The sequence below is a fragment of the Nostoc sp. genome (assembly GCF_036916975.1).
Taxonomy (GTDB): domain Bacteria; phylum Cyanobacteriota; class Cyanobacteriia; order Cyanobacteriales; family Nostocaceae; genus Nostoc.
The window spans coordinates 1-25491 of sequence record NZ_JBALFF010000039.1 but is presented as its reverse complement, the minus strand read 5'-3'; the positions used below and the strand labels follow the sequence as shown (position 1 = coordinate 25491).

20 protein-coding genes are annotated in these 25491 nt (G+C 40.2%); 10 read left to right on the top strand and 10 right to left on the bottom strand.

Translation table 11 applies throughout. The annotated features are described in order from the left end of the window. Positions 1-609 precede the first annotated feature (609 nt). Complete coding sequence (locus V7K73_RS08805) at positions 610-1701, top strand: exostosin domain-containing protein (protein WP_334879046.1); 1092 nt, start codon at positions 610-612, stop codon at positions 1699-1701. A gap of 725 nt (positions 1702-2426) precedes the next feature. On the opposite strand, the gene V7K73_RS08800 is transcribed toward V7K73_RS08805, so the two are convergent. After that, positions 2427-5183, bottom strand: a complete 2757-nt coding sequence (locus tag V7K73_RS08800) for a M16 family metallopeptidase (RefSeq protein WP_334879045.1) — start codon at positions 5181-5183, stop codon at positions 2427-2429. A gap of 599 nt (positions 5184-5782) precedes the next feature. Between V7K73_RS08800 and V7K73_RS08795 the strand changes: the two genes are divergently transcribed. The 4 genes from V7K73_RS08795 to V7K73_RS08780 all read left to right on the top strand — a co-directional run bounded on the left by V7K73_RS08795 (position 5783) and on the right by V7K73_RS08780 (position 7429). After that, positions 5783-6265 (top strand): hypothetical protein, encoded by a 483-nt coding sequence (locus tag V7K73_RS08795; RefSeq protein WP_334879043.1) that lies wholly within the window; start codon positions 5783-5785, stop codon positions 6263-6265. 89 nt (positions 6266-6354) lie between these two features. After that, positions 6355-6498 (top strand): hypothetical protein, encoded by a 144-nt coding sequence (locus V7K73_RS08790; protein WP_334879042.1) that lies wholly within the window; start codon positions 6355-6357, stop codon positions 6496-6498. A gap of 234 nt (positions 6499-6732) precedes the next feature. Continuing rightward, the gene (locus V7K73_RS08785; protein WP_334879041.1) at positions 6733-7005 is read left to right on the top strand and encodes a YlcI/YnfO family protein; all 273 of its coding nucleotides are present in this window, start codon (positions 6733-6735) and stop codon (positions 7003-7005) included. Beyond that, entirely contained in the window at positions 6998-7429 is a 432-nt protein-coding gene (locus V7K73_RS08780; RefSeq protein ID WP_334879039.1) for a type II toxin-antitoxin system VapC family toxin, read from the top strand. The genes V7K73_RS08785 and V7K73_RS08780 overlap by 8 nt, the downstream gene beginning before the upstream one ends. A gap of 110 nt (positions 7430-7539) precedes the next feature. Here the strand turns inward: V7K73_RS08780 and V7K73_RS08775 are convergent, their stop codons facing one another. From V7K73_RS08775 to V7K73_RS08765, 3 genes are all read right to left on the bottom strand, one after another. After that, a complete protein-coding gene (locus tag V7K73_RS08775) occupies positions 7540-9609 on the bottom strand; it encodes a prolyl oligopeptidase family serine peptidase (RefSeq protein ID WP_334879037.1) in 2070 nt (689 codons plus the stop codon). A gap of 236 nt (positions 9610-9845) precedes the next feature. Beyond that, positions 9846-10061 (bottom strand): DUF2839 domain-containing protein, encoded by a 216-nt coding sequence (locus V7K73_RS08770; RefSeq protein ID WP_334879035.1) that lies wholly within the window; start codon positions 10059-10061, stop codon positions 9846-9848. A 173-nt stretch (positions 10062-10234) separates the two neighbouring features. After that, positions 10235-11779, bottom strand: a complete 1545-nt coding sequence (locus V7K73_RS08765) for an ATP-dependent DNA helicase (protein ID WP_334879033.1) — start codon at positions 11777-11779, stop codon at positions 10235-10237. Positions 11780-11938: 159 nt separating this feature from the next. On the opposite strand from V7K73_RS08765, the gene V7K73_RS08760 reads away from it, so the two are divergent. The 4 genes from V7K73_RS08760 (at position 11939) to lysS (ending at position 16614) form a co-directional block, all read left to right on the top strand. Continuing rightward, entirely contained in the window at positions 11939-12901 is a 963-nt protein-coding gene (locus V7K73_RS08760; protein WP_334879031.1) for a M48 family metallopeptidase, read from the top strand. 258 nt (positions 12902-13159) lie between these two features. Next, on the top strand, positions 13160-13585 hold the full coding sequence (locus tag V7K73_RS08755) for a hypothetical protein (RefSeq protein WP_334879029.1): 426 nt from the start codon (positions 13160-13162) through the stop codon (positions 13583-13585). A gap of 381 nt (positions 13586-13966) precedes the next feature. Then, positions 13967-14731 (top strand): DUF1877 family protein, encoded by a 765-nt coding sequence (locus V7K73_RS08750; RefSeq protein ID WP_334879027.1) that lies wholly within the window; start codon positions 13967-13969, stop codon positions 14729-14731. Positions 14732-14928: 197 nt separating this feature from the next. Beyond that, entirely contained in the window at positions 14929-16614 is a 1686-nt protein-coding gene (gene lysS / locus V7K73_RS08745; protein ID WP_334879025.1) for a lysine--tRNA ligase, read from the top strand. 209 nt (positions 16615-16823) lie between these two features. Here lysS and V7K73_RS08740 read toward each other — a convergent pair whose 3' ends face one another. Further along, positions 16824-17393 (bottom strand): DUF2854 domain-containing protein, encoded by a 570-nt coding sequence (locus V7K73_RS08740; RefSeq protein WP_334879024.1) that lies wholly within the window; start codon positions 17391-17393, stop codon positions 16824-16826. Between the two features lie 494 nt (positions 17394-17887). Here V7K73_RS08740 and V7K73_RS08735 point away from each other — a divergent pair, with 494 nt between their 5' ends. Further along, a complete protein-coding gene (locus tag V7K73_RS08735; protein ID WP_334879022.1) occupies positions 17888-18061 on the top strand; it encodes a hypothetical protein in 174 nt (57 codons plus the stop codon). Between the two features lie 130 nt (positions 18062-18191). Here the strand turns inward: V7K73_RS08735 and V7K73_RS08730 are convergent, their stop codons facing one another. The 5 genes from V7K73_RS08730 to V7K73_RS08710 all read right to left on the bottom strand — a co-directional run bounded on the left by V7K73_RS08730 (position 18192) and on the right by V7K73_RS08710 (position 25129). After that, entirely contained in the window at positions 18192-18608 is a 417-nt protein-coding gene (locus V7K73_RS08730) for a response regulator (RefSeq protein ID WP_334879021.1), read from the bottom strand. Between the two features lie 190 nt (positions 18609-18798). Further along, positions 18799-20979: a polyphosphate kinase 1 gene (gene ppk1 / locus V7K73_RS08725; protein ID WP_334879019.1), complete on the bottom strand. Its 2181-nt coding sequence runs from the start codon at positions 20977-20979 to the stop codon at positions 18799-18801. Between the two features lie 403 nt (positions 20980-21382). Continuing rightward, complete coding sequence (locus V7K73_RS08720; protein ID WP_334879018.1) at positions 21383-21826, bottom strand: Csu type fimbrial protein; 444 nt, start codon at positions 21824-21826, stop codon at positions 21383-21385. Positions 21827-21836: 10 nt separating this feature from the next. Further along, positions 21837-24167 carry a fimbria/pilus outer membrane usher protein gene (locus tag V7K73_RS08715; RefSeq protein WP_334879016.1) on the bottom strand — a complete coding sequence of 777 codons (2331 nt, stop codon included), beginning with the start codon at positions 24165-24167 and terminating at the stop codon, positions 21837-21839. Between the two features lie 188 nt (positions 24168-24355). Continuing rightward, complete coding sequence (locus tag V7K73_RS08710; protein ID WP_334879014.1) at positions 24356-25129, bottom strand: fimbrial biogenesis chaperone; 774 nt, start codon at positions 25127-25129, stop codon at positions 24356-24358. Between the last annotated feature and the right edge of the window lie 362 nt (positions 25130-25491).

Genomic DNA, 25491 nt, shown 5'->3' with positions numbered 1-25491 from the left:
AGTCCATTCTCAAGAGTTTATAGCCTAAAGTCTATAGTTCAATGATTTTTGACTGCTCTACAGAGGGGATTAATCATCTCCGTACTATTGAGGTTTATTTGTGCCAACTTATTTATTGTTAGACGATTAATTATCATAACGTTGCTTTTTGATGCGGCGCTAAATAAAGCTTGTTGCGTAGGCGTAGACTGTCGGAGACATCGCTCCTCTGTGAGACAAAAAGCTGAACGCTTCGGTAATTGACTGTGCGTAATACAACGCTTGCGGAAGATGGCTGCCAAGTTATACCTTGATACCCTTAAGCACTCAGTATTGTTGACAAATCAAAAATTGTTTGAAACTTACCTTCGACAGCGAACAAACAGCATTAGCCATTCGAGTATAACTAAAGTCCGGTAGGCTAATCGGGCTAGGTAAGTTTTTATTATTCATAGACTTTAGTTTATTCTTCCTTAATATGAGTTTAAATTAGCTTTAAACTTAATAAATTATGAAAGTCTTAAATTAAAATTTATTATAAAAATATATCTATCCAAAGGTAGTTTTAAATTAATTATTTTTTTTGTATAATTCCTCCGTTATTAAACTAGTCAGAACTCAGGTTAAAATATGCTATTAAACATCTATTCTGATAAAAATTACCTCCCTAAAGGAATAGAGCCAGTTCCAATGCTTTATCCATTTTGGAAAGAGTTTATCCCTAGTGAAAAACATCCTTGGTCTAGATTGTATAGCAAGTATATAGAGGTAAGTAATTCGCTTTTTAAAATGACTTCGTTAAAGGAAGCTGACCTAGTTGTTATGCCTATAAACTGGAGATTCATTAGAGGAGAGAGTTGGAGAAGTAAAGTTAATAAAGAAGCAGAAAGTCTATCTATTGAATTTGCCAAAAAAGTAGCTAATAGCGGCAAAGAATTAGTTATTTTTTTCGCAGGTGATTGTTGCGCCGAAGAAATTCCTGTCAAGAATGCAACAGTAATGCGAATGGCAACATATCGGTCAAAAAGGAAGCAAAATGATATTATTATGCCTTCTTTTACTGAAGATTTTGTTCAAGAATATTTAGGAGGACAAATGTCTCTCAGACAGAAATCTGAGAAACCTGTTGTTGGATTTTGTGGACTAGCAGTAACGGATTCATGGGAAAAGAAACTGAAAACGATTTTATTTCACGGGTTGATGTTAACCCAATCATTAGAGCTTGGAGTTTCGCCTTACAAAGGACAAATTTTGCGTAGTCAGGCTCTGAAAGTACTTGCAGAAAACCCCTCTTTAGTAAACACCAACTTCATCATCAGAGACAAATTAGTATTTCTAACTACACAAGACATAGAGCCAAGACAGAAGACTCGTGATGAATATGTGAAAAATATGGTCGAGAGCGACTATATTTTGTGCTGTCGTGGTTCTGCAAACTATTCTATTCGATTATATGAAATTCTCAGTTGTGGTCGGATTCCAATTTTTATTGATACAGACTGCGTTTTACCTGACGACTCTATAATTGACTGGAAAAAATATTGCGTATGGGTAGATGAGAAGGAAATACCACATATTGCAGAGAAAGTAGCTGAATTTCATAGCAATCTTTCAGATAAAGAATTCTTAGATTTGCAGCATGAGTGCCGAAAAGTCTGGAAAAATAGGTTTTCTGCTGAGGGATTTTATACTAATTTTCATCTTCATTTTCCGAAAAAATAATTCATTTAAAGAAGTATGTAGAAGTCTGTGTCTACGCCAGGGCTATTTCATTCTCATTTAGCCCGCCTCAGAATGAATTCTGAGTCTAATAGCGAAAGTCATCTAAAGATGACTGAGACTCATGTTCTAGTCCGTTAAAACGGATTTTAGCTATTAGCCTAGAACTTTAGTTCTGGGCGGTTTATGTATAGAATGAAATAGCCCTAGTGTCTACGCACTTTCATTTTGTCATTTAAATTCTGAAATATAGCAGTTATCGTACCCTGCGGGTTCTCCAAAGGAGTAGGCAATGACAAAATATGTTTTTATACCAATTCTGTATGAAGATGCACATAATAAAACCCCCCTGTAGTCCCCCCTTAATAAGGCAGGGCTGTTTCATTCCCTAAATAGCTAGAAAAATCAAGGTTTCTAGCGATTAAAAATTGATTATTTTGTTACTAACGTGCCGATAAAATGAACAATTTTACTGTTGTTTAAGTGCTTAAAAGTTCATCTCATCGTCACCCTCACTTACAATTTTTCTCGCTAACCATCTTGACAAATCCTGTTTGAAATGGAATGAAACAGCCCTGCCTGTAGTCCCCCCTTAATAAGGGGGGACGGCGTAGCCGGGGGGGAAATATATGCAGCTTTACAAAGAAATGGTATTACACATTTGGGATGCTCCTAAACACAAAGGCTTCAAGTAATTTTTAGCGCCTTTGTGTTTTAGTTTGAGGTAATTAGCTACCCTTGGGTACAGTCTCTCCAGGGCCAGCAGTGACAATTATCAGATTTTCCGGCTTAATTAAATTCTCAATTGCCTGTTGAATCTGAGGCATTGTGACTGCTTCAATCTTTTGGGGAAAGTCTCGGATTTCTGATCGTGAAAGTCCCAAAACAGCATTATTCAAAATGATGCTTGATACATCACTAGGATTAGCTAAATCCACAGGATAGCTATTAGTAATTGAGCGTTTTGCTGCGTTCAATTCAGCCTCAGTCACTCCTTGTTCGCGGAACTGTTTGAGTAAAGCGAGAGTACTAGCGATCGCTTTTTGGGTATCAAGAGGAGCAGTCTGCATCTGAATCAAGAAAGGACCTGGATTGATTCCGGCGGCAAAACCACTATAGATACCGTAGGTTAAACCCTGGCGATCGCGCACTTCCGTACCCAAACGGCTCGCTAAGGTATCACCACCCAAAATTTGATTCAGTACAAGTGCTGAATAATAACGTGGGTCTTTCCGAGAAATACCGTTGTAGCCGATGTAGGTAACAGCTTCGGACTTACCAGGTATCACTTTGTTTAAACGTGTCAAAGTTTGCGGCAATGGCACGGATGGTATTTTCAGAACAGGTGGCTTACCTGTGGCTGACCATTTGCCAAACGCCTGATTCAGCAAAGCTTTTACCTTAACTGGATCAAAGTCTCCTACTAAGGCGATCGTTGTCTGATCTGGTCGGTAGTGTGTCTGGTAGAAGCCAAGCAAATCATCACGAGTAATACTCTTTAAACTCTCGGCTGTGGGAAAGCTGTGGAATGGATGATTTTCTGGGTAAATTGCTTGCTGAAATACTTGTCGTCCTAAACCTCTGGGATCATCTAGCTGGACTTTGAGACTTGTCAGTGCGCGTTGGCGACTCAGTTCTAATTGGTCGGCTGGGAAAGTCGCGTTTTCTAACACATCTGCCAGAGTTTGAATCAATATCGGCAGGTTCGCTGAAAGTCCCTCACCGCCAACGCTAACTCCCTCGCGGCTGGCACCGAAGTTCAAATCGGCTCCTCGGTCTTCTAAGATTTTTGCTAGGGTTAGAGCATTTTTAGTCTGCGTCCCATTCATTAAATTGGCCGCAGTCAAATTCGCTAATCCAGCTTTTTGATTGCCGTCAAATTCACTACCAGCATCAATTTGTCCACTCAGGTTAATGATGGGGAGATTGCGATCGCGCAACAGCAAAACCCGTAAACCATTATTCAAGGTAAACTCTTCTGGTAATGATTGTTTGGCTGAATCTGTCGCTGATGTGGCAGGTGGCAGATATTTAGCCAGTTCTGCTGGATCTACAGGCTTACCAGGGCTGAAATTTTCTACTGTGCGACCAGAACCAGCGCTAGAAGTTCCTGGTTTACCATCTGCTTGAGTTGGCTTAAAGAAGCCGATGGTTTGTTGAGCCGGATTTAGGTAGGTTTTCGCTACTTTCTGTACTTGGGCTGGGGTGACTTTTGCGATCGCAGCTAGATACTGTTCAATAAAACGATAATCGCCGGCCACTGTTTGGTTATATCCCAGTTGGGTTGCCTGACTAGTGATATCTTGGTTACCCAAGATATACGAGGCTTGCAGTTGCGTCTTCGCCCGGTTCAATTCTTCAGTAGTAACTGGCTGTTCTTGCAATTTTGCTAAAGATTCCTGAAGCACTTGGCCAATTTTCTCTAACTCTTGACCTGGAGCCGCCGTCGCATTAATTTCATACCAACCTGGTTCGATGAGTTCGGAAGCACTCCCACTCGCTGAACTAGCGAGTCCAGATTCCACCAAAGCCTGGTAAAGCCTAGAACTACGTCCGCCTGTGAGAATGGCATCCATCACATCAATTGCTGGGACATCAGGATGCTTGATATCTGGCAGAGGATACACTGCTTGCAATAGTGCGGTACTTCCAGGTTGCTTGAGGACGATTGGTGCTTTTTTCGCAGCAGAGGTAGAAGCAGTCACCTGGGCGGAATTTTTAGTTACAGCCGTCTTGGCTCGTTTTGGCAACTTCCCGTAAGTTTCTTTAACAACTTTGAGTACAGGTTCTGTGGCAAAATCGCCTGTAATCACCAACGTGGCATTATCTGGGCTGTAGTAGGTTTGGTAATAATTTCGCACCTGCTCCACCGTGAATTTCTCTACATCAGCTTTTGTGCCTCCTACAGGTAAGCCATAGGCTCTATTAGGGAAAGCATCTCGCATCACTGCTCGACTCAGACGATAGCCTGGTGAATTTTCGTACCCCTGTAACTCGGAGATTACCACCCGCTTTTCACTTGTGAGTTGATCTGAACCAACTAAAGAGTTTTCCATGCGATCGGCTTCTAGTGTCAGCAATGCTTCGAGTTTGTCTCGTTGCACTGTGCCAAAGTAAGCTGTTTCGTCATAACTAGTAAAAGCATTAAACTGGCTACCCAAGGCACTAAATAACCTGCCAAACTGCACAGGACGGTCAGTTGTACCCTTGAACATTAAATGTTCTAGCTGGTGAGAAATGCCATTCTCTCCCTTAACCTCGTTACGTGAGCCAACTTTATACCAAACTTGTACGCTCACTACTGGAGCAGTATGGACTTCTTTAGTTAGCACTGTTAAGCCGTTGTCTAATACCGTTTTTTGTACCCCTTGGGTGAATGAGACAGCAGATACAGGTGCGACTGCTGTTGGTGTTGCAGCATTGGTGAAATTGCCCGAAAAAGGCACAATACTTAGCACGAGGCTAAGAAAAAACCCTACAAGCATATATGAGCGCAGCTTCATAAGCAATGGGAAATGCAAAATTTCTAATTATAAAACAAAACCTTAGTATCGCTTTCTGGAAGTCAAAAGACTTACATTTTCGGCTTTTTTACCATTTTTAATGGTAGCTTTATTTCCGCCATGCCGTAATGGTCGGTTTTCAAGTTTACCTATTTGCAAGACATCTACGAGCAATAACTTACAACAAAGGTATAAAAATCGCTTTTTTTATTACTTGCCACTTATTCTCTATTTTCAAGACAGATGTAACTCTACCCTATGTTATAAATTATTACAAATATATTAACAACGATTGCGATATATTTCATTTGAAAAGTTTTCCGGAATATCCACTTTTAAAATTGGTTTCATTCCTTGTCATCCCATCAGGGTACATATTTTCGTCAAACAATTTTGGATTTTGGATTTTGGATTGCCGATAGCACAGGGTTTACACTGCGGTATAGCTTTGCTTAAAGCCAGTCTGCGAACGTCTTTTGAATTTGTTTTGCCCACAAGACTTAGGGCATCAACCGAAATAATTTATTAATCTTAAATCTAAAATTGGCACGATTATTAAACTAGCAATAACTTTTTTAAATATGCAAACAAGAAACTTAATTACATCATTGACATTAGGTATAACCTTAGCCGCAATACCTGTATTACAATCTCATGCCCAAGTCGCAAGAACACCGAACTTGTATAATTTCACAGGGTATAATTCAAATGGCAATAAAGTCAGCATTAATTACTCAACATCAAGCATTACTGGTAAGCCCCTTTTCAACTATCAAGAGCAGAAACAGACATTAAACTTTGGGGGAGATGAAATCCGTACTGTAGATACGGAAATTGGTACGCTAGTGACTGTGACTATTAAAAAGACAGTAGATACTGGCAACACCACATTTACCTTGCTCATACCTCGTATAAACCTTCAATCTAGTAACGAAGCAAAAGTTGAAACTAAAGGAATCACCACAACAAACCGCTTTTCTGTGATTCCTCTATTCAACCAAGGGCAACAACAAACTTATACAACAATCCTTGTGAAGGGGACAGCCCAAGCTGTTGCATTTTAAGCACAAGAGAGATAAAGAAATTAAAACAATTCGTAATTGCGAATTGCGAATTGTTTTAATGCTATGTCATCTCTCCAATTTCAATCAGCATGGAAATACAAGTATTGGTGCGTATTTGGGATACACCTTACCGAGAAGTGGAAGCGATCGCGTTTATCGAATTGATCAAGCAGTCAATACTAAGTGTGTTGGGTAAGTGGTATCAGCCAGGGCTATTTCATTCTAAAATGTGACGTTTTCAAAGTCCCTCTCCCAGACTTGGGAGAGGGATTTAGGGTGAGGGCAAAAACTACGGTTCTCAACTGAAATCGCGTTTAAATTCTTATTTTTCTGAAAAAGATTCCTAAAAACTGCCGTAAAAATAGAATGAAATAGCCCTGGGTATCAGCTGGCGATTGAACTCAAGGCAACAGGTAAAATGCTTGGAGACTATGCCATAGAGCGGTTATAATAAATGGTATCAATATTTGGTTGCACTTATTGCTATGGAACGCGAAGCCCTAACAATTCGGTTTCCGGCTGATTTACTTGTCAAAGCTAAGAAGATTAAAGAGGGTAATGAATCCTTGAATGATTTAGTGGTTGAGGCTTTGGAACGTGAGGTAAGCCGCCGCCGGGGATGGGCAGCCCATCAACGGATAATTGCCCGCAGCGAAATTGTGAAAGCTAAAACGGGGATACAACCAGCCTCTACAGATTTGATTCGCAGCCTCAGAGAGGACGAAGGGCGACGTGACTAGAGTTTTGTGTTTAGATACCAGTGTTTGGATTCCTTATCTTGTACCAGAAGTTTATCAACCCCAGTCTAGAAAACTAGTAGCAGAAGCTTTAAGTCTGAGTATACGGTTAGTGGCTCCGGCTTTTGCGTGGGCAGAAGTAGGATCTGTGCTAAGAAAAAAAAACCGCATGGGAGTAATTACAACAGAGGAAGCGCAAGGTTTTTTTGAAGACTTCTGTGAACTGCCTATTGATTACATTCAAGAAGAGGCAATTAGGGCAATAACCTGGAAAATTGCCGATAAATACGGATTATCTACCCTTTATGATGCGGACTTTCTTGCTTGCGCCCAGAGTGTATCTGCGGAGTTTTGGACGGCTGATGCTGCACTGGTTAGACAACTCATGCCCCGACCTGCTTATCTCCGAGAAATAGGAGAAATATAGGGAGCATCGCACTTGTAAGTTGGAACGACTGATGTCTTCTTTGTTTAAATTGATTATTGATTTATTTAGTTTAGCCTCGGAGGGTGGGCATTCCCCACCCTACAAAGTTGCTAAAATTTAACATCCAAAGTACGCACCAAAAAAGCCCATTTATCTGCGGCTTCTTCGATAATTTTAGCCGTGGGTTTACCCGCACCATGTCCTGCTTTAGTCTCAATTCTAATTAGCGTTGGCGCATCACCTGCGTGATTTGCTTGCAAAGCTGCGGCAAATTTGAAACTATGAGCAGGGACAACGCGATCGTCATGATCGGCTGTGGTAATTAAGGTTGCTGGGTAAGCTGTATCTGGTTTGATGTTGTGTAGTGGCGAATAAGCATACAGCGCTGGAAACTCTTCTGGATTATCTGCTGAACCATATTCGGAAGTCCAAGCCCAGCCGATGGTAAATTTGTGGAACCGCAACATATCCATGACGCCGACTGCTGGTAAGGCTGCACCAAATAAATCGGGACGTTGCGTTATACAAGCACCCACTAATAAACCGCCGTTACTACCACCTGCGATCGCTAGCTTCTGTGTCTTAGTATACTTATTAGCAATCAACCATTCAGCAGCGCCAATAAAGTCATCAAAGACATTCTGCTTTTTATCCTTCATTCCTGCTTGATGCCATTCTTCGCCGTATTCTCCACCGCCGCGTATATTAGGCATAGCATAGACACCACCCATCTCCATCCACACCAAAAGACTCACAGAAAAACCAGGTGTCATTGAGGCATTAAAACCACCATAGGCATAGAGATAAGTTGGGTTATTGCCATCTAAATTTATGCCCTTTTTATGAGTGATAAACATTGGTATTCTAGTACCATCTTTGCTCTGATAAAAGACTTGTTTCGTCTCGTAATCATCAGGATTAAAATCTACCTGTGGCTGGCGAAAAATGGTACTTTTACCAGTTACCATATCGTAGCGATAGATAGTTCCTGGTATGGTGAAACTGGTATAAGTATAAAAAGTTTCGGTATCATGACGCTTCCCTCCAAAACCCCCGGCTGAACCGAGTCCAGGTAATTCTACCTCACGAATAAACGCACCTTTGAGGTCAAATATTTTAATTTGGCTATGAGCATCTTTGAGATAATCAGCTACAAATTGGTTATTGAGTATGCCTAAACTTTCCAACGTTTCTGCTGATTGGGGAATGATTTCTCGCCAATTTTCTGGTGCAGGATTTTTGCTGTCAATAGCAATCACTCTTCCTCGTGGTGCATTTAAATCTGTGCGGAAATAAAAGACGCTATCATCATTGTCGATAAAGCTGTAATCAGCAACAAATTGGTTAATTAGTTCTACGACTTCAGCATTAGGGTTAGTCAAATCTTTAAAAAAGACTAAATTTTTGGAGTCAGTACCTAACCAAATTGAAATTATTAAATAGCGTCCATCTTCAGCAACACCGCCACTAAAACCCCATTCCTTTTGGTCAGGGCGATGATAAATTAGTGCATCTTCTGATTGGGGTTTACCTAATTGATGATAGTAGAGCTTTTGATAATAGTTAACATCTTCTAATTGAGTTTTTTCATTTGGCTCATCGTAGCGACTGTAGAAGAAACCTTGATTATCATGTGTCCAGAACGCGCCAGAAAATTTAATCCATTTTAGGTGGTCTTGGAGGTCTTCACCAGTTTCGACATCGCGTATTTTCCATTCTTGCCAATCAGAACCAGAGGCGGATAAACCGTATGCTAAAAGTTTACCATCCTCGCTAATAGACAATCCCGAAAGAGCAACAGTACCATCTTCTGAAAGTTTATTAGGGTCGAGTAAAACTTTGGGTTCGTCGTCAAGGGTTTTCAGAGTATAGAGGACACTTTGGTTTTGCAGTCCGTCATTTTTGAAATAAAAGTAGCGCTCACCTTCTTTAAAAGGGATGCCATATTTTTCATAATCCCAAAGTTTAGTAAGGCGCTGTTTAATTTTTTCCCTGGGAGGAATTTCGCTCAAGTAGCCAAAAGTAACTTGATTTTGTGCCTCAATCCAAGCCCTTGTTTCTTCCGAGTCAGGATCTTCTAACCAACGGTAAGGATCTGCGACTAAAGTACCGTGGTAATTATCTACTTGATTGCTTGTATGGCTGGATGGGTAGGTAAGGGATTTTTTAGAGGATGGCATAATTTCAGGTCAAAAGTCCTTCTTTATATACTACAAAGATAGACCCAAAACGTAGAGCATATACTCACCAAAGCTGTGGGGAAATTCCAATTTAGGACTAGCCTTTCAAGTTGCTAAGGTCAAATTAAGGGTTTGAAACCCACGGAGGTGGGTTTTGTTTTTGTAGACGCGGTTTCATAACCGCCCGTTTCGCGTTAAGTTCAATTTTCCCCTACAACGCGGGTCTACGGCAGGATTTAGTAGACTACTTGCCACCAACCGAAGGCGGGGCCGATAAAACGGATAGTTGCCCATCCTACAACCATAAGACCAATGCCTATCCAAGCACCACGACTTGTCCAACTGACAAATAATTCGGCTTGAGTTTTTGTGATGGGAAGCCAAGGCAAGATGCGAGTCTCTTGACCGTATGTTTCCCCTAGTGTGGTTTTACGACGCTTTGCTTCACCCATAATCAGCAACTCAAATTTTTTTACTTAGGTTCTATCTAAATTTATCTTGCCATTCAATCATGGCTACAGAGAGGCATTGAATCGCATCATCTGCATCAACTGATAATAGTGCTTGCTTTTAGACGATCGCGCTTTGGTTGACAAAATGTAAATTGGGGATTGCTAACTGAACTTTAAGCAGAATTTTCTTCATCGGTATTAGAAAACAGACTGGGGTCGAGATAGTTAATGCGGGCCAGAGGACTTAAGGCGGCGAGAATTTGAGCGCCGTAACTGCGATTAACTACACGACTATCAAGTAAAGCAACAATACCTTGACTTTCTCGGACTGGAGCGATCGCTCTTTGTAATTCATTCAAAGCTGCTGGCAACAAATATAAACGAAACCAATCTTGATGCGATCGCTTATAACGAGCTACCCTACCAGCTACTAGCGGATTTTCTAAAGATGGTAAAGGTAAAGTAGCAATTATTAACAAATGGGGTGCTGGCAAGACTTGCTGATGTTCTCGCCAAAATTCCCAACCGCTAATCAAAATACCATTTTCATCTAAACAAGTTTTTTCTACTTGCACCCGCGAACCAAATTCTGAAGCCAGAATTGTCGCAACTTGAGATTTGAGTGGTACATCCCCCACTAAGACAACCGTTAATCCTGGTGCTGTAGCACTTAGACAAACCAGTGTACGGACTTTGTGAATAAATGCCGCTTGAAATTCTGGCGTGTTAGGTAGGGGCAATTTATAGGGTACATACAGTTGAATTGCTTCTGCTTGATCTGCCGAGAACTTCAGGCAAGTTAAATCGTCCAAACCAAGGCGCTGTCGGAAAAGAGGAGCCTCAGTTTCTGGTTCGATGGCGCTGCCTATTAAAACTACTGGTTGTCGCTGCCATAAGGGTGAGAGGATTTGACCTAATTCCATTGGTGCATAGTGCAAAGAAAATAAACCTTGTCGATGGGCAATAGTTGCCCAGAAGAGGGCAGAGGGGGAAAGATTTTCATTAAGGGTTTGAAATTGTTGCCAGAAATTTTTCCAATTATCCGGGAGGTTGGCTTGATCTAAAGCTAAATAGAGACGGTTTAAAATTTCTATTTCTGGCTGGGAAATTAGATAACACTGATATGGATTGACAGGATGCTGAAAAAGTTCGTGTGTAAGTTGTATCCGGGCTTCACGAATTGCCTCAGCTTGATTTGGGCAAGCTAGCATAAGTTGCTCCCAATCATGGGGTTGAATATCTTGGGTAAGTTGATGGCGCACCCAATCTTCTAGATCATCTACTCCATCAATAATTGTAGGGATGCCTTGGGGAAAGCATGAGCCACCAGCAAATTGTCCTTTTAACCAAGCTTCGGGTGAGGTCAACAGTAGCCCTTGGAACTGGCCACTAGGCCAAGCATCACCTGTCCTAATTGCTTTGTTGGATGGTAGCCACTGCTGTAAACGGGGAATTTCCACCCGCAGCAGAAGTTGCTGCACTGCTTCTTGAGCAACAATAATTACAGGGCCATGCCACATCAGGGCTGATGCTACGAAACTAGTACGATATCGCCCTTGATAGCCACAAACCGCCCCTACTTGAATTAGGGCGCTACGTCCCAATCGTAAGGCGCGTGCTACCAACCGTGCCATCGTCAAATGATGGGGCCAGGAAGGGAACCCCGCTTGCGATCGCAAAAAGTTATGTAGTGAAAAATGAACTTCTGCCTCAATCACACGCTTTTAATTCCATACAAAGTGACTTTTACGAACAAAGCCCCATATCTATTATCTTGTCATTAGTCATTTGTCCTTTGTCCTTTGCCATTGATCCAAAACTAATGACCAATGACCAATAACTAATGACCAATAACCAATCACCCAATACCCTGAATTATGCCAACTTACACAGGAATTTCCAGCGAAGCCTTCAGGCATCCACTAGATCGCCAAGCCGAGCAAGCTTTACGAAATTTACCAGGATTTGATTTAATCGCTCGTAAATTTGTGGAATTTATCTACGAACGCCCTCAGTTAGTCTATCTAATGGGTAACACCATCCAAGTCGGGCCGCGTCAATATTCCACTATTTACCAGATATTTCGAGAATGTGTCCGAGATTTGGACATTTATCCAGAACCGACACTGTTTGTCTCGCAAAATCCCCAAGCAAATAGCTATGCGCTGGGGCAAGAGAATCCTTACATAGTCATAAATACAGGGATACTAGAGTTACTCGACGAAGCCGAGATTCGGGCGGTGCTAGCCCATGAACTCGGGCATATTAAATGTGGTCATACTATTTTAATTCAAATGGCGATGTGGGCAATGAGTGCTGCTTCCGCCTTGGGAGAATTGACCTTCGGCATCGGTAATATTCTCACACAAGGTTTGATTTACGCCTTTTTTGAGTGGCGGCGGAAAGCGGAGTTATCGTCAGATCGCGCCGCACTACTAGTTATGGATGACTTAAATCCTGTCATGTCAACGATGATGAAACTCTCTGGCGGTAGTAACAAATATGCCAATGAATGTAGTTTACAAGAGTTTATCAAGCAGTCAGAAAATTATCAGGCACTCAATGAAGATGGACTGAATCAGATATATAAATTCTTGATCTACAATGGCGGTCAGGGTATGATGTTGAGCCATCCTTTCCCAGTGGAACGCTTGCATTACTTACGGGCGTGGGCAGTATCTGAAGAATACCAGCAAATTCGCCGAGGAAATTATCAGCGATCGCCTGCTTCAGGATCGGTAAATGTTGCAGCAGAATCTTCTGCAAATGAAACAGAAACTTTACGCCGCCAAATTGAAGAATTACAACGGCAAATCGACAGAATGAAAAGGTCTGAGTAGTTTGGAGTCCTGAGTACAGATTAACAGAAATGAGCAATAAAGTGATAATTTTGTAAAAGCTTGAATTTGAGTCTGTATTTTAGCAAAAATAATTCAGTTAAGTTTGCCATTCTAGTTTTTTGATTCCCTTAAAGGGGATAATATTTTTTAGCTGAAATATCATCCTCTTGGGGGTGGATAAATTCAAGATTCAAAATTAAGGCTTGAAAATTGCTTAACTATATCTCAGCATTAAATTAGATGTAGGCATTTCTGAATATGGCAATTCACTTGACAAAACGTCTTTCTGTGTTCGCTCTTATTCTAGCTCTTGTCTTTTCCATGCCGGGAATTGCCTTAGCTGCACCCGTTCAATTCCGTACTACTTCTGGTGTTATTTCCGCCCAAACTACCAAAACTGCAAGCTACTCCACCTTGTCGGAGATTAATCTGACTCCCTTACAACGCCAAGAACTCCAGGCTGTGCGTCAGAGAAGAAACAGGGAAATTGAGACAATCTTAAACACATCGCAACGTACCCAACTTAATCATAATCTCCGCGCTGGTAATAATATCAATCAAGCCCTAGAAAAACTGCATTTGCAACCAGAACAGCAAGATTTTGTAAAAGCGATCGGGCAATTTACTAACTTGAAAATGAAGGCTATTTCATCTAGGCATTCGCTAAAAATAGGACAAAAATAAAGGTTTAACTTGTAAAGTTAAATTTTGAGCCTTTGTCAGAGAAGATATCAATATCCCTTCATATGGGATTCGGGGAACTAGAATTATGTCTCCCCTCTCCCAGATTTGGCAGAGGGGCTGGGGGTGAGGGTGAAAACCAGGGGTATTTCATTCTAAAATGTGACGTTTTCAAAGTCCCTCTCCCAGACTTGGGAGAGGGATTTAGGGTGAGGGCAAAAACTACGGTTCTCAACTTAAATCGCGTTTAAATTCTTATTTTTCTGAAAAAGATTCCTAAAAACTACCGTAAAAATAGAATGAAATAGCCCTGGGGTGAAAACTACGGTTCTCAAGTTAGATAAGGTTTAATTCCCCCTTTAGAAGAAAAATAAGGAGATATGTATGGGTATTGTAGGTGAACTTAAGCAAATATCACCTGTAATGTTAGATAAATTTAAAATAAATTCATCTCTATTGGATATATTTTTTAGTACTAAGTATTTACCTGAGTCTCCTTTTTGGGAAGAAGCTATTTATATATCAGAGAATTCAAGGCTTAATATTCAGCAATCAGAGGAGAAATTTAAAGAATTTAAGTGGGCAGATAATCAGCAAATAGAAAACATAAAAGCAGAATTTTTGAAAGAGTGGCAAATTTCAGAATTATATTTAGGTAAATCGTGGCACGAACTGCATTTTTTACTTACTGGATACACTCATACAGATAAATTGTCTTTTTTAGTAAGTAAAAACTCTTCAAACAACTTACCTAAAATTTCCTTGAATAATTGGAGTTTGTTTAAAATTTTTAATAAAATGCTAGGGAATCGAGAGTATATAGAACAGTCTACGTTAGATATAGATAATTTACCTTTAGTAAATGCCATCCTGGGTGGCACAGAAATAGGAAACAAAGAGGGTTATGGCAAACATAGATATTTAATACCCGATGAAGTGAAGCAAGTAGCCGAAGCTTTATCAGAACTCTCAGAGAATGGCTTTATAACAAGATATAAACGAGAAGAAGTTAAACAAGAACGAGTGAGTATTATAGATTGGTCAGAACCAGAGACAGTAGAGAGTTTAACTGAATACTACAAAGAAATAACAGCTTACTACATAGCAGCAAATAATTTGGTAAATGCTATGTTACTTTATTTAACTTAGTTATTTTAACTAAAGATTTTATTCTCATTTATCAAGAATTGGTAGATAAAAAATTTCCTACTCAAATTCTATTACCTAACTTATGGAAACATTTGACTAATATGGATTTCAATTTCTGGAAATGCAATCAAAGATAAACTTGCATCCTCTCAATTGCAGCATCTATAATTAATCTTGCCCCCTGAAAGTTCGTTACCATGTCGGAAGAAGATATCCGGGCCGCAAGGCTGGAGAAAGTAGAACAACTCAAGCAGCTAGGGACTAATCCCTACGCCTATCGTTGGGAATCTACCCATCATGCAGCGCAGTTGCAAGAACAGTTTGCCGATTTAGCCAGTGGTGAAGAAGTTGATTTAGAAGTTGCGATCGCTGGACGCATTATGGCGCGTCGCGTTTTTGGTAAACTGGCTTTCTTCACTTTGCAAGATGAAACTGGCACAATTCAGCTTTATTTGGATAAAAATCGCATCCAAGAAAGCATGGCAGATATTGATGCTGATGCCTTCAATCATTTAAAACAACTCACAGATGCAGGCGACATCCTGGGAGTTAAAGGTACTATTAAACGGACTGAAAAGGGCGAGTTATCTGTATACGTTAAACAATATACTATCCTGACTAAATCCCTGTTGCCGCTACCCGACAAGTGGCATGGATTAACCGATGTTGCCAAGCGCTACCGTCAGCGCTACGTTGACTTGATTGTTAACCCCCAAGTGCGGCAAACTTTCCGCCGTCGCGCCCAAATTACTGCCGGTATTCGTCGTTATTTAGAAGAACGAAATTTTCTGGAAATTGAAACGCCTGTTTTGCAAAGTGAAACTGGGGGTGCAGATGCGCGTCCATTTATCACTTACCACAACACTTTAGAAATGGAGTTGTATCTGCGAATTGCTACAGAACTTCATCTCAAGCGGTTGATTGTCGGTGGTTTTGAAAAGGTGTTTGAATTGGGGCGAGTTTTTCGTAATGAGGGAATTTCGACTCGACACAATCCCGAATTTACGACAATTGAAATTTACCAAGCCTACGCCGATTACAACGATATGATGGCGCTGACAGAGGGGATTATTACTACTGTCGCCCAAGATGTACTCGGCACATTAGAAATTACCTACCAAGGGGAACCTATAGATTTAACACCACCTTGGCGGCGAGTGACAATGCACGATTTAGTTAAAGAATTTACAGGCTTGGATTTCAATTCTTTCCAAACATTAGAAGAAGCAAAAACAGCAAGTAAAAATGCTAGTATTCCTGGTGTAGATGAAGCCAAATCAATTGGTAAGTTATTGAATTTAGCTTTTGAAGAGAAGGTAGAAGCTAATTTAATTCAACCTACCTTTGTAATTGATTACCCTGTAGAAATTTCGCCTTTAGCAAAACCTCACCGTTCTCAACCTGGTTTGGTGGAAAGATTTGAGTTATTTATCGTTGGGCGAGAAACTGGGAACAGCTTCTCAGAACTTACCGATCCTATTGATCAAAGAGAACGCTTAGAAGCCCAAGCTGAAAGGAAAGCTGCTGGCGACTTAGAAGCCCAAGGTGTAGATGAAGACTTTTTGACAGCTTTAGAATACGGTATGCCGCCTACGGGTGGTTTAGGGATTGGGATTGATCGGTTGGTAATGTTATTAACTGATTGTGCCAGTATTCGGGATGCGATCGCCTTCCCGCTACTCAAGCCTGAAGGTAGCGTTATTAAGGAATTTACCTATGAGCCAAAAATTCAAACACTAACTATTGAATTTGATAGTGGAAGTGTTTACGAGTATTTCAAAGTACCTCCCAGTATTAAGGAAGACTTAGATAATGCACCGTCTAAAGGTCAATACTTTAACAAGTTTATTAAAGGTAAATTTAAGTTTGAACAGTTGAGTTGAGCTACTAAGTACCATTCAAAAATAATTACTAATTCCTAATTCGTAATTAGGGAGCATCCCGTCAGGTGCAAAAAGCTTGATAGCCCTAACCCCTTCTCCCATATGAAGGGAGAAGGGGAACTAGAATTATGTCTCCCCTTATTTTTTGCCCAGCCTCTCACAAGTGCGATAGCTCACAGGAAAAACGCAAAATGGCACGGAAGCTTATGTTATTGACTAGTGACTAATGACTCTTTTTGAGTATTAATTAGTGCTAGCTCAATTTTATCTTCAGATGGCTGGGTTATTTCAACCTCCAATCCAGGGCCAAAATAGTTGGTCATTTTTTCTTGCTTTTTTTGCCAGACATCAATTGGTATTAGCGGTGAATCAAATTCTAAAACTAGGGCATAGCCGCCATTAACTTCTGTTTCTCGCAAACCTGTTACTGTTGGTCGTTCCTGGTCTGAGGGACTCAAACCCAGAAAAGAAAGTGTTGTATCTAGATGAGCATCTTGACCGTAACAATATCGGGTGATATCTTTGCGAATTTTATTTTGAGTATCAGTTGCTTGCTGTTGGCGCAATATCAATGCTGACGGCGACGTAGTTTGGGTAAAGGGTACTGGCTTGAGTTCATTAGCTTTCAGCGCCAATCCTCCCAACAATAGAGGAATTCCGTAAAAAAATCCGACAAGATTTAATGTGGCATTATTAGCACCATAGGCGACGAAACCCATGATGGTTAATATGCCGCCGATAGTTAGACCGAGTGTTCCCAAAGAAATTTGGCGTAGCATGAGCTTAAATTTAGTATAAAGTCTGAATACCTCAGTTTTATTATCATCGGCTATGAATAACTAATTAGGGAAGAACATCGTTCCTAGACAGTAATATTCTCAACCAACTCCATAATTGCTAGCAAAAGACTGAAACGGTAAAAATTCAAGGGGTTCTGCCTTCCTTATAAACCACGTCTATCTTGAAACCTATAATTCTTCCATGATGAAAAGGATTTGCCCTCATCCCCCAACCCCGAATCCCAAATCTGGGATTCGGGGAGCCAGAATTTCAAACTCCCTCTCAAGCATTTGGGAGAGGGATTTAGGGAGAGGGTGAAAACTACGGTTCTCAACTTAGATAAGGTTTATTAATAATTTCTCTAGACGCAAGGAAACGGATTTATAACCGACAAAGTTCGTGTATTAGACTAGTAAGGGCGTATTATTGCCCCAGAATATTGGATTTTGAGTTAACTTTAAATTTAAAGGTAGTTAAAGATTAGGAAAAAAAAATGGATTTACAGACTATAAAACAACGAATTGGCGCAGTTCAAAGCAAACGCGAGTACCTGTTAGGGCTACTAGAGCAACCAAATTTGGGAACTTTGAGAGTTGACGTAAATCAGGCTTTGGAAGAACTCGATGAATTAATTGATGAATTTAGACGCACCATTCCGGTAGAGTAGAAATTATCAAAAACTGCGTCGGTTTAACCGTCAACTTCAGGTTATACCGACGTTATTCAGTAGTATCATGTCTTCAAATCCCCAGAATTTAACTAAGTCTGATGTTGGCGAAGCAACATAGCTGTATCATTTATCCTACAACTGAAGCATCTCCTGCACGTTGACCTAACTGCCTAACTAAGGCAATAAGTTCGCTTGTAGGTACATCTTTTTTGCAAACTTTATCAAAGTTAGACATTGCCTTTGTCCCCTGAAAATTTACGTCTTCCACTGAGGAGTAAGCAAGGATCTGGCTGTTCGGCGATATAGCTTTAATGTGACTAGACGCACTCCAGCCATCCATAACTGGCATCTGTAAATCTAAAACAATTACATCAGTATGACAACGTTTAACCATTTCTATAGCTTCTTCACCATTGCTGGCTAAACCTACTACTTGAATATTTTCCTGGCAAGAAAAAATTAATTGTAAGGTTAAACGAGTCAGTTCGTGGTCATCAACTACTAGAACACGCAAGGTAGAAAGCTCACAGGATAACATTAACATTGATAGAAAAGACGAAATTATTTCACAACAACCTCTCTAGTCTATGGGAACAAATGCCAGCACTGACTCTATCCTATGGTTGAATAACTTGTGTTAACCCATGACAGAAAACTTAGATAACTTCTCAAAAAAGTTAAGTTTTCTAAAAAACTAAGTTGAGCTAGTTGTCAAGGTAGAAGTAACTTATTTTTTAATCAATCAGCTTTGAGGCTACACCAGTTGAGCGTAATGCCATATTCATGAGAATTTTTTGTGAATTAGCTTCGGGAGAATCATTGTATGGACGGCGTTGAATGTAACTGCCATCGGCTTGCAATTCCCAAGCTTGGCGATTATCTGCGAGCATAATTCCCATAATTTCTTGCAAATCTTTGGCAATATCTGGGTCTTTGACTGGGGTAATTACTTCTACTCGGCGATCTAAATTGCGGCGCATCCAGTCAGCACTGCCGATATAGATTTCCTCTTGTGTATTGTTATGAAAATAAAAAATCCGAGAGTGTTCTAAAAAGCGGCCGACAATGCTGATTATATGAATATTTTCACTAATGTCTTTGAGTCCTGGACGCAAACAACAAACGCCCCTGATAATTAAATCGATTTGGACTCCGGCGCGGGAAGCTTCATATAATGTGGCAATAATTTCTGGATCGACTAGAGAATTCATTTTGGCGACAATGCGTCCAGAAAATCCATTTTGAACATTTTCGATTTCGCGGCGAATTAGTGCCAAAAAGCGATCGCGCATATTCACAGGCGCAACCAGCAATTCTCGATAAGACTTTTGTCGTGAGTAGCCTGTCAAGAAATTAAATAAATCTGTGATGTCAGCACCTAATTCTTCACGGCAGCTGAACAATCCCAAATCTGTATACAGTCGTGCCGTTTTGGGGTTATAATTACCAGTGCCAATATGCACATATCGGCGTATCCGGTCTTTTTCCCGCCGTACCACCATGACGGTTTTACTGTGGGTTTTCAGCCCCACTAAACCATAGACAACATGAACCCCCACTCTTTCTAGTCGTTTTGCCCAGTAAATATTATTCTCCTCATCAAATCGCGCCTTTAATTCTACCAGTACAGATATCTGCTTGCCATTTTCGGCGGCGGCAATTAAGGCGTTGACGATGGGTGAGTCGCCAGAAGTTCGATAAAGGGTCATCTTGATAGCTAAGACATTCGGATCGTAGGCAGCATGGGTAATAAAGCGCACCACTGTCGCCGAAAAGGATTGATAGGGATGGTGTACTAGCAAATCCTTTTCCCGAATCACAGCAAAAAAGTCTTTTCCTTCGTCAGTCTCCAGCGTATCTCGGTCTAAAGTTGGTTCCCTCAACCTTTGCAAGCGTAATGGTACAACAGATTGGCGGGGTGGATCTTTGAGTTCTGGCAATGGCAAAGACATAAAATACATCAAATCGCGCAGTCCCAAAAGACCCTCTACTTCGTAGAGATCGCTTTCTGTTAATTCCAAATCATGCAATAATCGCGATCGCACTATTTCAGGAGTCTGAGATTGAATTTCTAGCCGGACTGGACTTCCACCCAAGCGGCGTTTTCGCAATTCCTGTTCGATCGCTAACAACAAATCATCTGCTTCATCTTCTTCTAAGATCAAATCGGCATCACGGGTAATGCGGAACGGATGATATTCTTGAATATTCATTCCTGGAAATAGAGATTCCAAGTTATGAGCGATCGCTTGTTCTAAAGGTACACCAGTCCAGTGGGCAGGTTTATCGTTATTTTGATCTCCCAACTCTGGCGGTATTGTTAAAAATCGGGGGAGAACACTGGGGACTTTAACTCTGGCAAAGAATTCTTCTTCGGTGTCTGGATTTTTGACTACAACAGCCAGATTCAGGCTGAGATTAGAAATAAAAGGAAAGGGATGACTAGGATCAACAGCCAGGGGAGTCAAAACTGGAAAAACTTGTTCCTCAAAATAACTGTTGAGATGAGTCCGTTGTTTTTGATTCAAATCTATGTAATCCACGATATGGATGCCGTGATTTACTAATAGAGGACGAAGTACTTGCTCAAAATGTTGGTGCTGTTTCTTTACGTGGGGAATCAGGGTAGACCGAATATCGTCTAGCTGTTGTTGTGGTGTCAGACCATCGGGAGTTAACAGGCTGACTTTCGCCTCTACTTGTTGCTTTAGACCAGCAACCCGCACCATGAAAAACTCATCCAAATTAGAGTTGAATATTCCCAAAAACTTCAGGCGTTCTAGAAGGGGCGTGCGATCGTCACAGGCTTCATGTAATACCCTCCCATTAAATTCTAACCAGCTTAACTCTCGGTTAAGATAATATTGTGGATCGTTTAAATTGATGGGATTGGCGCTTTTTTTGGATTTTGCCATAATGACCTAAAGGCAGGCAGATGTAGCCCATTTAAATGGGGGACAATAAATATAGTAAGTTAAATGGGGCTTGAGTGGAATGCTAAGGCAACAGTTAGCATTGCTCATTGGTGTCAACTTAAGCTAGAAATGAGATGACTTTTGCTATTAGCAAGGAACTTCAGTTCTTTGCGGGACATGACTTTTACGTTAAGTTGACACTTGTTAGCATTGCTAAACCCCTACAGAGCGGATCTATTTATACCAATTTTGTTTTGCATGAAAATGCACATAAGAAAACTCCCCCTGTAGTCCCAGCTTGGGCAAGGGAGGATTACAGGGGGTTGCAACAATTTCAAACTCTCACGAATGATTTAAAATTGTTATAGTTACCGTACAATTTACACCAATTGCTACTTCAGTGCTAAAAATTAATTGTAGCTGTAATCGAATCTGTATAACTTCCAACCTTGGCATTTTGCTGAGGTGGAATGATGCCATAAATAGTTATAGTACCCGTTAAGTTAGAACTGCTATATTGATTTGTGCTACTTGTTCCATCTCCCCAAATCTGCGATCCTGCTGCGTCTATATAAAGATTATAATTAAGAGAATTGCTTCCATCCTTCAGTTCTCGGGAATTATAAGATGCAGCATTACCTTTGCTGAGGTCAATAGTAAAAGGTGGAGTTCCCGAAGCACAATTATAAGTTATATTGCCAGTAGACGCATTTTTAGTAGTACTAAAAATATCGTAAGAACCAAAAGCCACACCAGTAGCATTTATAGTGCATTGGGATAAAGCAGGTAAGGTAGTAGTGCAGTTTAAAATAATTCCTAAGATTAATATAAATTTATTATTGCTCATAAGTTCCTACTTATTTTCCAGGATTCTGTATACACTTTAAACTTCCTAAATTAACTATTTTTTCGTTAGAATTTGGAATATTTAAATCAAAAGTACAAACACCTTTTTCATATTCTACTTTAGCTACATAGCGACCAGGAGTAATATTTTCTAAATAGAATTCTCCCTGATTACCAATAGGTGAATCTATTTGATTGCCATTTACAGTTATAGTTAACTGACCATAAACAGGAATTATAGTTTTTCCTGATGCTTCTAGAGAAATATTGCCGATTATACTCTGAATACGTTGTATAGGAAAGCGAACAATTGCTCCACCTCGGAAACTAGGCGCAATTACTTTTTCGTTAGCATCAACCCTATAGTCTAGTGGAATATCTTCATCTTGAACTCTGATATTATTGCCATAGTAGGGTAAGAGGTTTGGTATTAAAAGGTTGCCTCTGGAATCAGTTTGCCCAACTTCTTGATTACTCATATAACCCCGCACTCCTCTAACTCCTGGCACTTGAATTAGTGCATAGCTTTCTGTGACAGGACGGGTAAAGAAGACATTATTTCCTATTGCTACAATACCACCTGAAGCGAGAGTACTTGCATTTTCGCTATCGCGGTTATGATCATAATTTAACTCATAAATACCAAAGGGAGCTTGATAAACTAACCTACCGTTACCTGGTAATTCTTCCTCGCTAGGACTCAACTGCAAGCGATAGCCAAAACCTTCTCCAACAGGAGGAGATTGTTGCAAAGATAAAGTCGTTACAGCTTTTTTATCATTAATGCTCTGACTCACGTTGGCACTGGTACTGTTACCCAGAGAATAATTAAACCCAATAAATATCTCATTTATTGAAGACTCTGTAGTTTCAGAAGAATGGCTAAGATTTATAGATAAGTTTGACCGATCGTTCAGTCTAATAGTATTAAATAAAGAAATTCGATTGCTCTGTCCGCGATCGCGATAATCAGATAAGGCATATTGCAAACCTAAGCTATAATTACGATTTAGCGTTGCAGATATAAAGGCATTAGTTTCTAAGTTTGGTCTATCATCTAAGGCACTTAAGCTCAAGTTGGCATATTTATCACTGAATAGGCGTAGGGAACTACCGAAACCTAAAGTTCTACCGGAGTAATTATAGGCTATTGATGCAGCCGCACCCGATACTCCTGATTCACTACTACCGGCTAAAGACACTTCTAGCGCACCAAAAGGCAGTGCAGTTGTGAGAGTAGAACCACCACTGATTAAATTACTCGAGGCTTCTAAACGCCCTCCTAAAGTTAAAGATTTACTTATACCTTGAGTATATTGACCCAAAAACACAGGAGAACCATAATTCAAGCTATCAGAGTTCAAATTCTCCCGACGGAAGCCCAGGTTAAAACTGTAGGTAGATAGCCCTGGCTTGAGAAGCCCTGTAGAAAAATAGAATGGTGAGGTAATTACCTGTTCTCGACCAAAAGAATCGCGGATAACCAGTTTTGCAGAACCGTTACCCACCGGTAATACTAGATTATTTAGTTGAAACTGACCAGGGGGCAAGTCTTGCTGACTAACTCGTTGGCCATTGACAAAAACCTCTATTGTAGAAGGGTTGAGAACAGCACCAGATAGTGCAAAGGTTGGTTGGCGAACGAAATAAGGATTAAGTCCAAATTCTCGTGAGAAGCTAACACCTCCCAGAAAGACTCCGCCTCCTAAATTCCCAGTATTAGCAAAGCTATCTCCAACTACCCATCGATTCAAATTTTTGGGATCATCTATAGTAAAATTTGTTAATCCTCGCACAAATGAGCCGTCAAATTTGCGCGAAAAACTGCTAAAGAGCAAGTTGCCGTTCAAACTTAGCCCAGTCTCTCCAGAGAAAGTATAGCTATCAAATGCTTGCCCATTGAGCGGCACATTGAAGGCATAGTTAAAAAAAGCACTCGTGTCTTTGCTATAGACAATATTATTTGGTAGCTCATTTCCTAAGTTTACTGAGGTAGAGCCTAGTAATTGAGGTTGGGCTGTTATGCTTAAAGTTAAGGTATTTTCATCAAATTGATATCTAAGATTAGGAGCTAGTGAAGCAAGAGAGACATAAGTTTCATTGTTTATAGTTTCCTGAATACCAGAGAAACCTTGCAATCGTGCTTTTTGTAAGTCTGAGGGGCGAACGAGAATATCGCTTTGCCGTAATATAACAAAAACTTCTCCTTGGGAAACCTGGTTAACGTTCAGTTCTAAGATAGCCTTTTGATCTTGTGCTACAACTTGATGGCATATTACAAGGCTAGAACCTAAACAAAAAGTGAGGCTACCAAGAAATTGTAGTGAATGCCAATTTCTCATCGACTAAATAACTTTCCTTAAGAGGATGTTTTAAAAGTATTAGGCGAATATAATTCGCTACTACACAAGCGTTCGCGTAGCGTCTCGCAGAGAAGTTAACCTCTGTAGACTAAGAGAAAATCAAGAGTTTAAAACCCGCAAAGGTGGGTAAAGTGTCCTGTAGCCGAGGCTTCTAGTCGCTCGGTTAATTAATTTGAGGCACTACAAGCACCTTTAGGTATTTCACGCTTTTCTGTAAAAACTTTATTATCTGTTTTGACCTCAATTACTAAAGTTCGAGTTTTGCTACACTCCTGTCGAGACATTTTCAGGTCATAGGGTTGAGATGTACCAGCAAGAACATACCAACCATTTCTTTGGCGGTCAAAAACATTTTTATCTGCCTCACCAAGACCTTTTACCCGGATTTTTTGAGCAATCAAGTGAACATTGCCTCTATTTTTGAACTGAAAGTTTATCTGATTTTTGCTAACAACAATATTTTCCACACCTGCTTCTACAACTTCCTTGCTAGGTTGAAGAAATATAGGAATTCCTACTTTTGTTAAGATGCGGATTCCATTAGGTTGTTGATTAGCTTTTGTTTCTGGAGGAAGTTCTTCAATAAAAATGCGGTAGGTTTTTTCGATGGAACTGACAGGGGTTAATGTCCCAACACGTATAAGGCGCTGTTGTCCAGGTTTTAAAGTAAATAAGCCAGGAAAAGCTACGATGTCTTCTGTAGCATCAAGCTGCATCTCACTTTTAGCATTTTGCTTCCAAGTATAGGTGTGAAGTTGAAAGCGTAAAGTCTCATTACTGTCATTGCGTACAGTGAGAACTTGACTTGATACCTTGGAAGAAAACGAGACTTTAATTGGAGAGACTCTGAAGTTACTCGCGCCAGCTTTATCTATTACAACCAGCCCCAAACTCAGCAGTAAAGTTAAAATTATGGAACTTTTTTTGTTAAATAAAAGCATAATAATTGATTAACAATTTTAGTTAGGACTGCAAAAATATAGCAATTTGGGATATTCCCATTTGCTTTATCGGCAGGGAGAAAACCCTGCATTTTTACCTCATGTAAGTCTGTAATTTAATTAATGATATGGTGAATTGACATTAGTAATAATACTGAAGAATCAATAAAAACACTCTATAAATTAATTTTTTTGTAAAGAATTAATGAATCGTTGAAATATTCAGCCTTAGCGAAACTCAGGCAAAGCTATAGCAATCTTATTTGATTGGTGAAAATTGTAAGGCTAATATCCCCGACTTCTCCAAGAAGTCGGGGATATAATTGTTCACAAATGATTTAGGCTTGCTATATTAATTATTG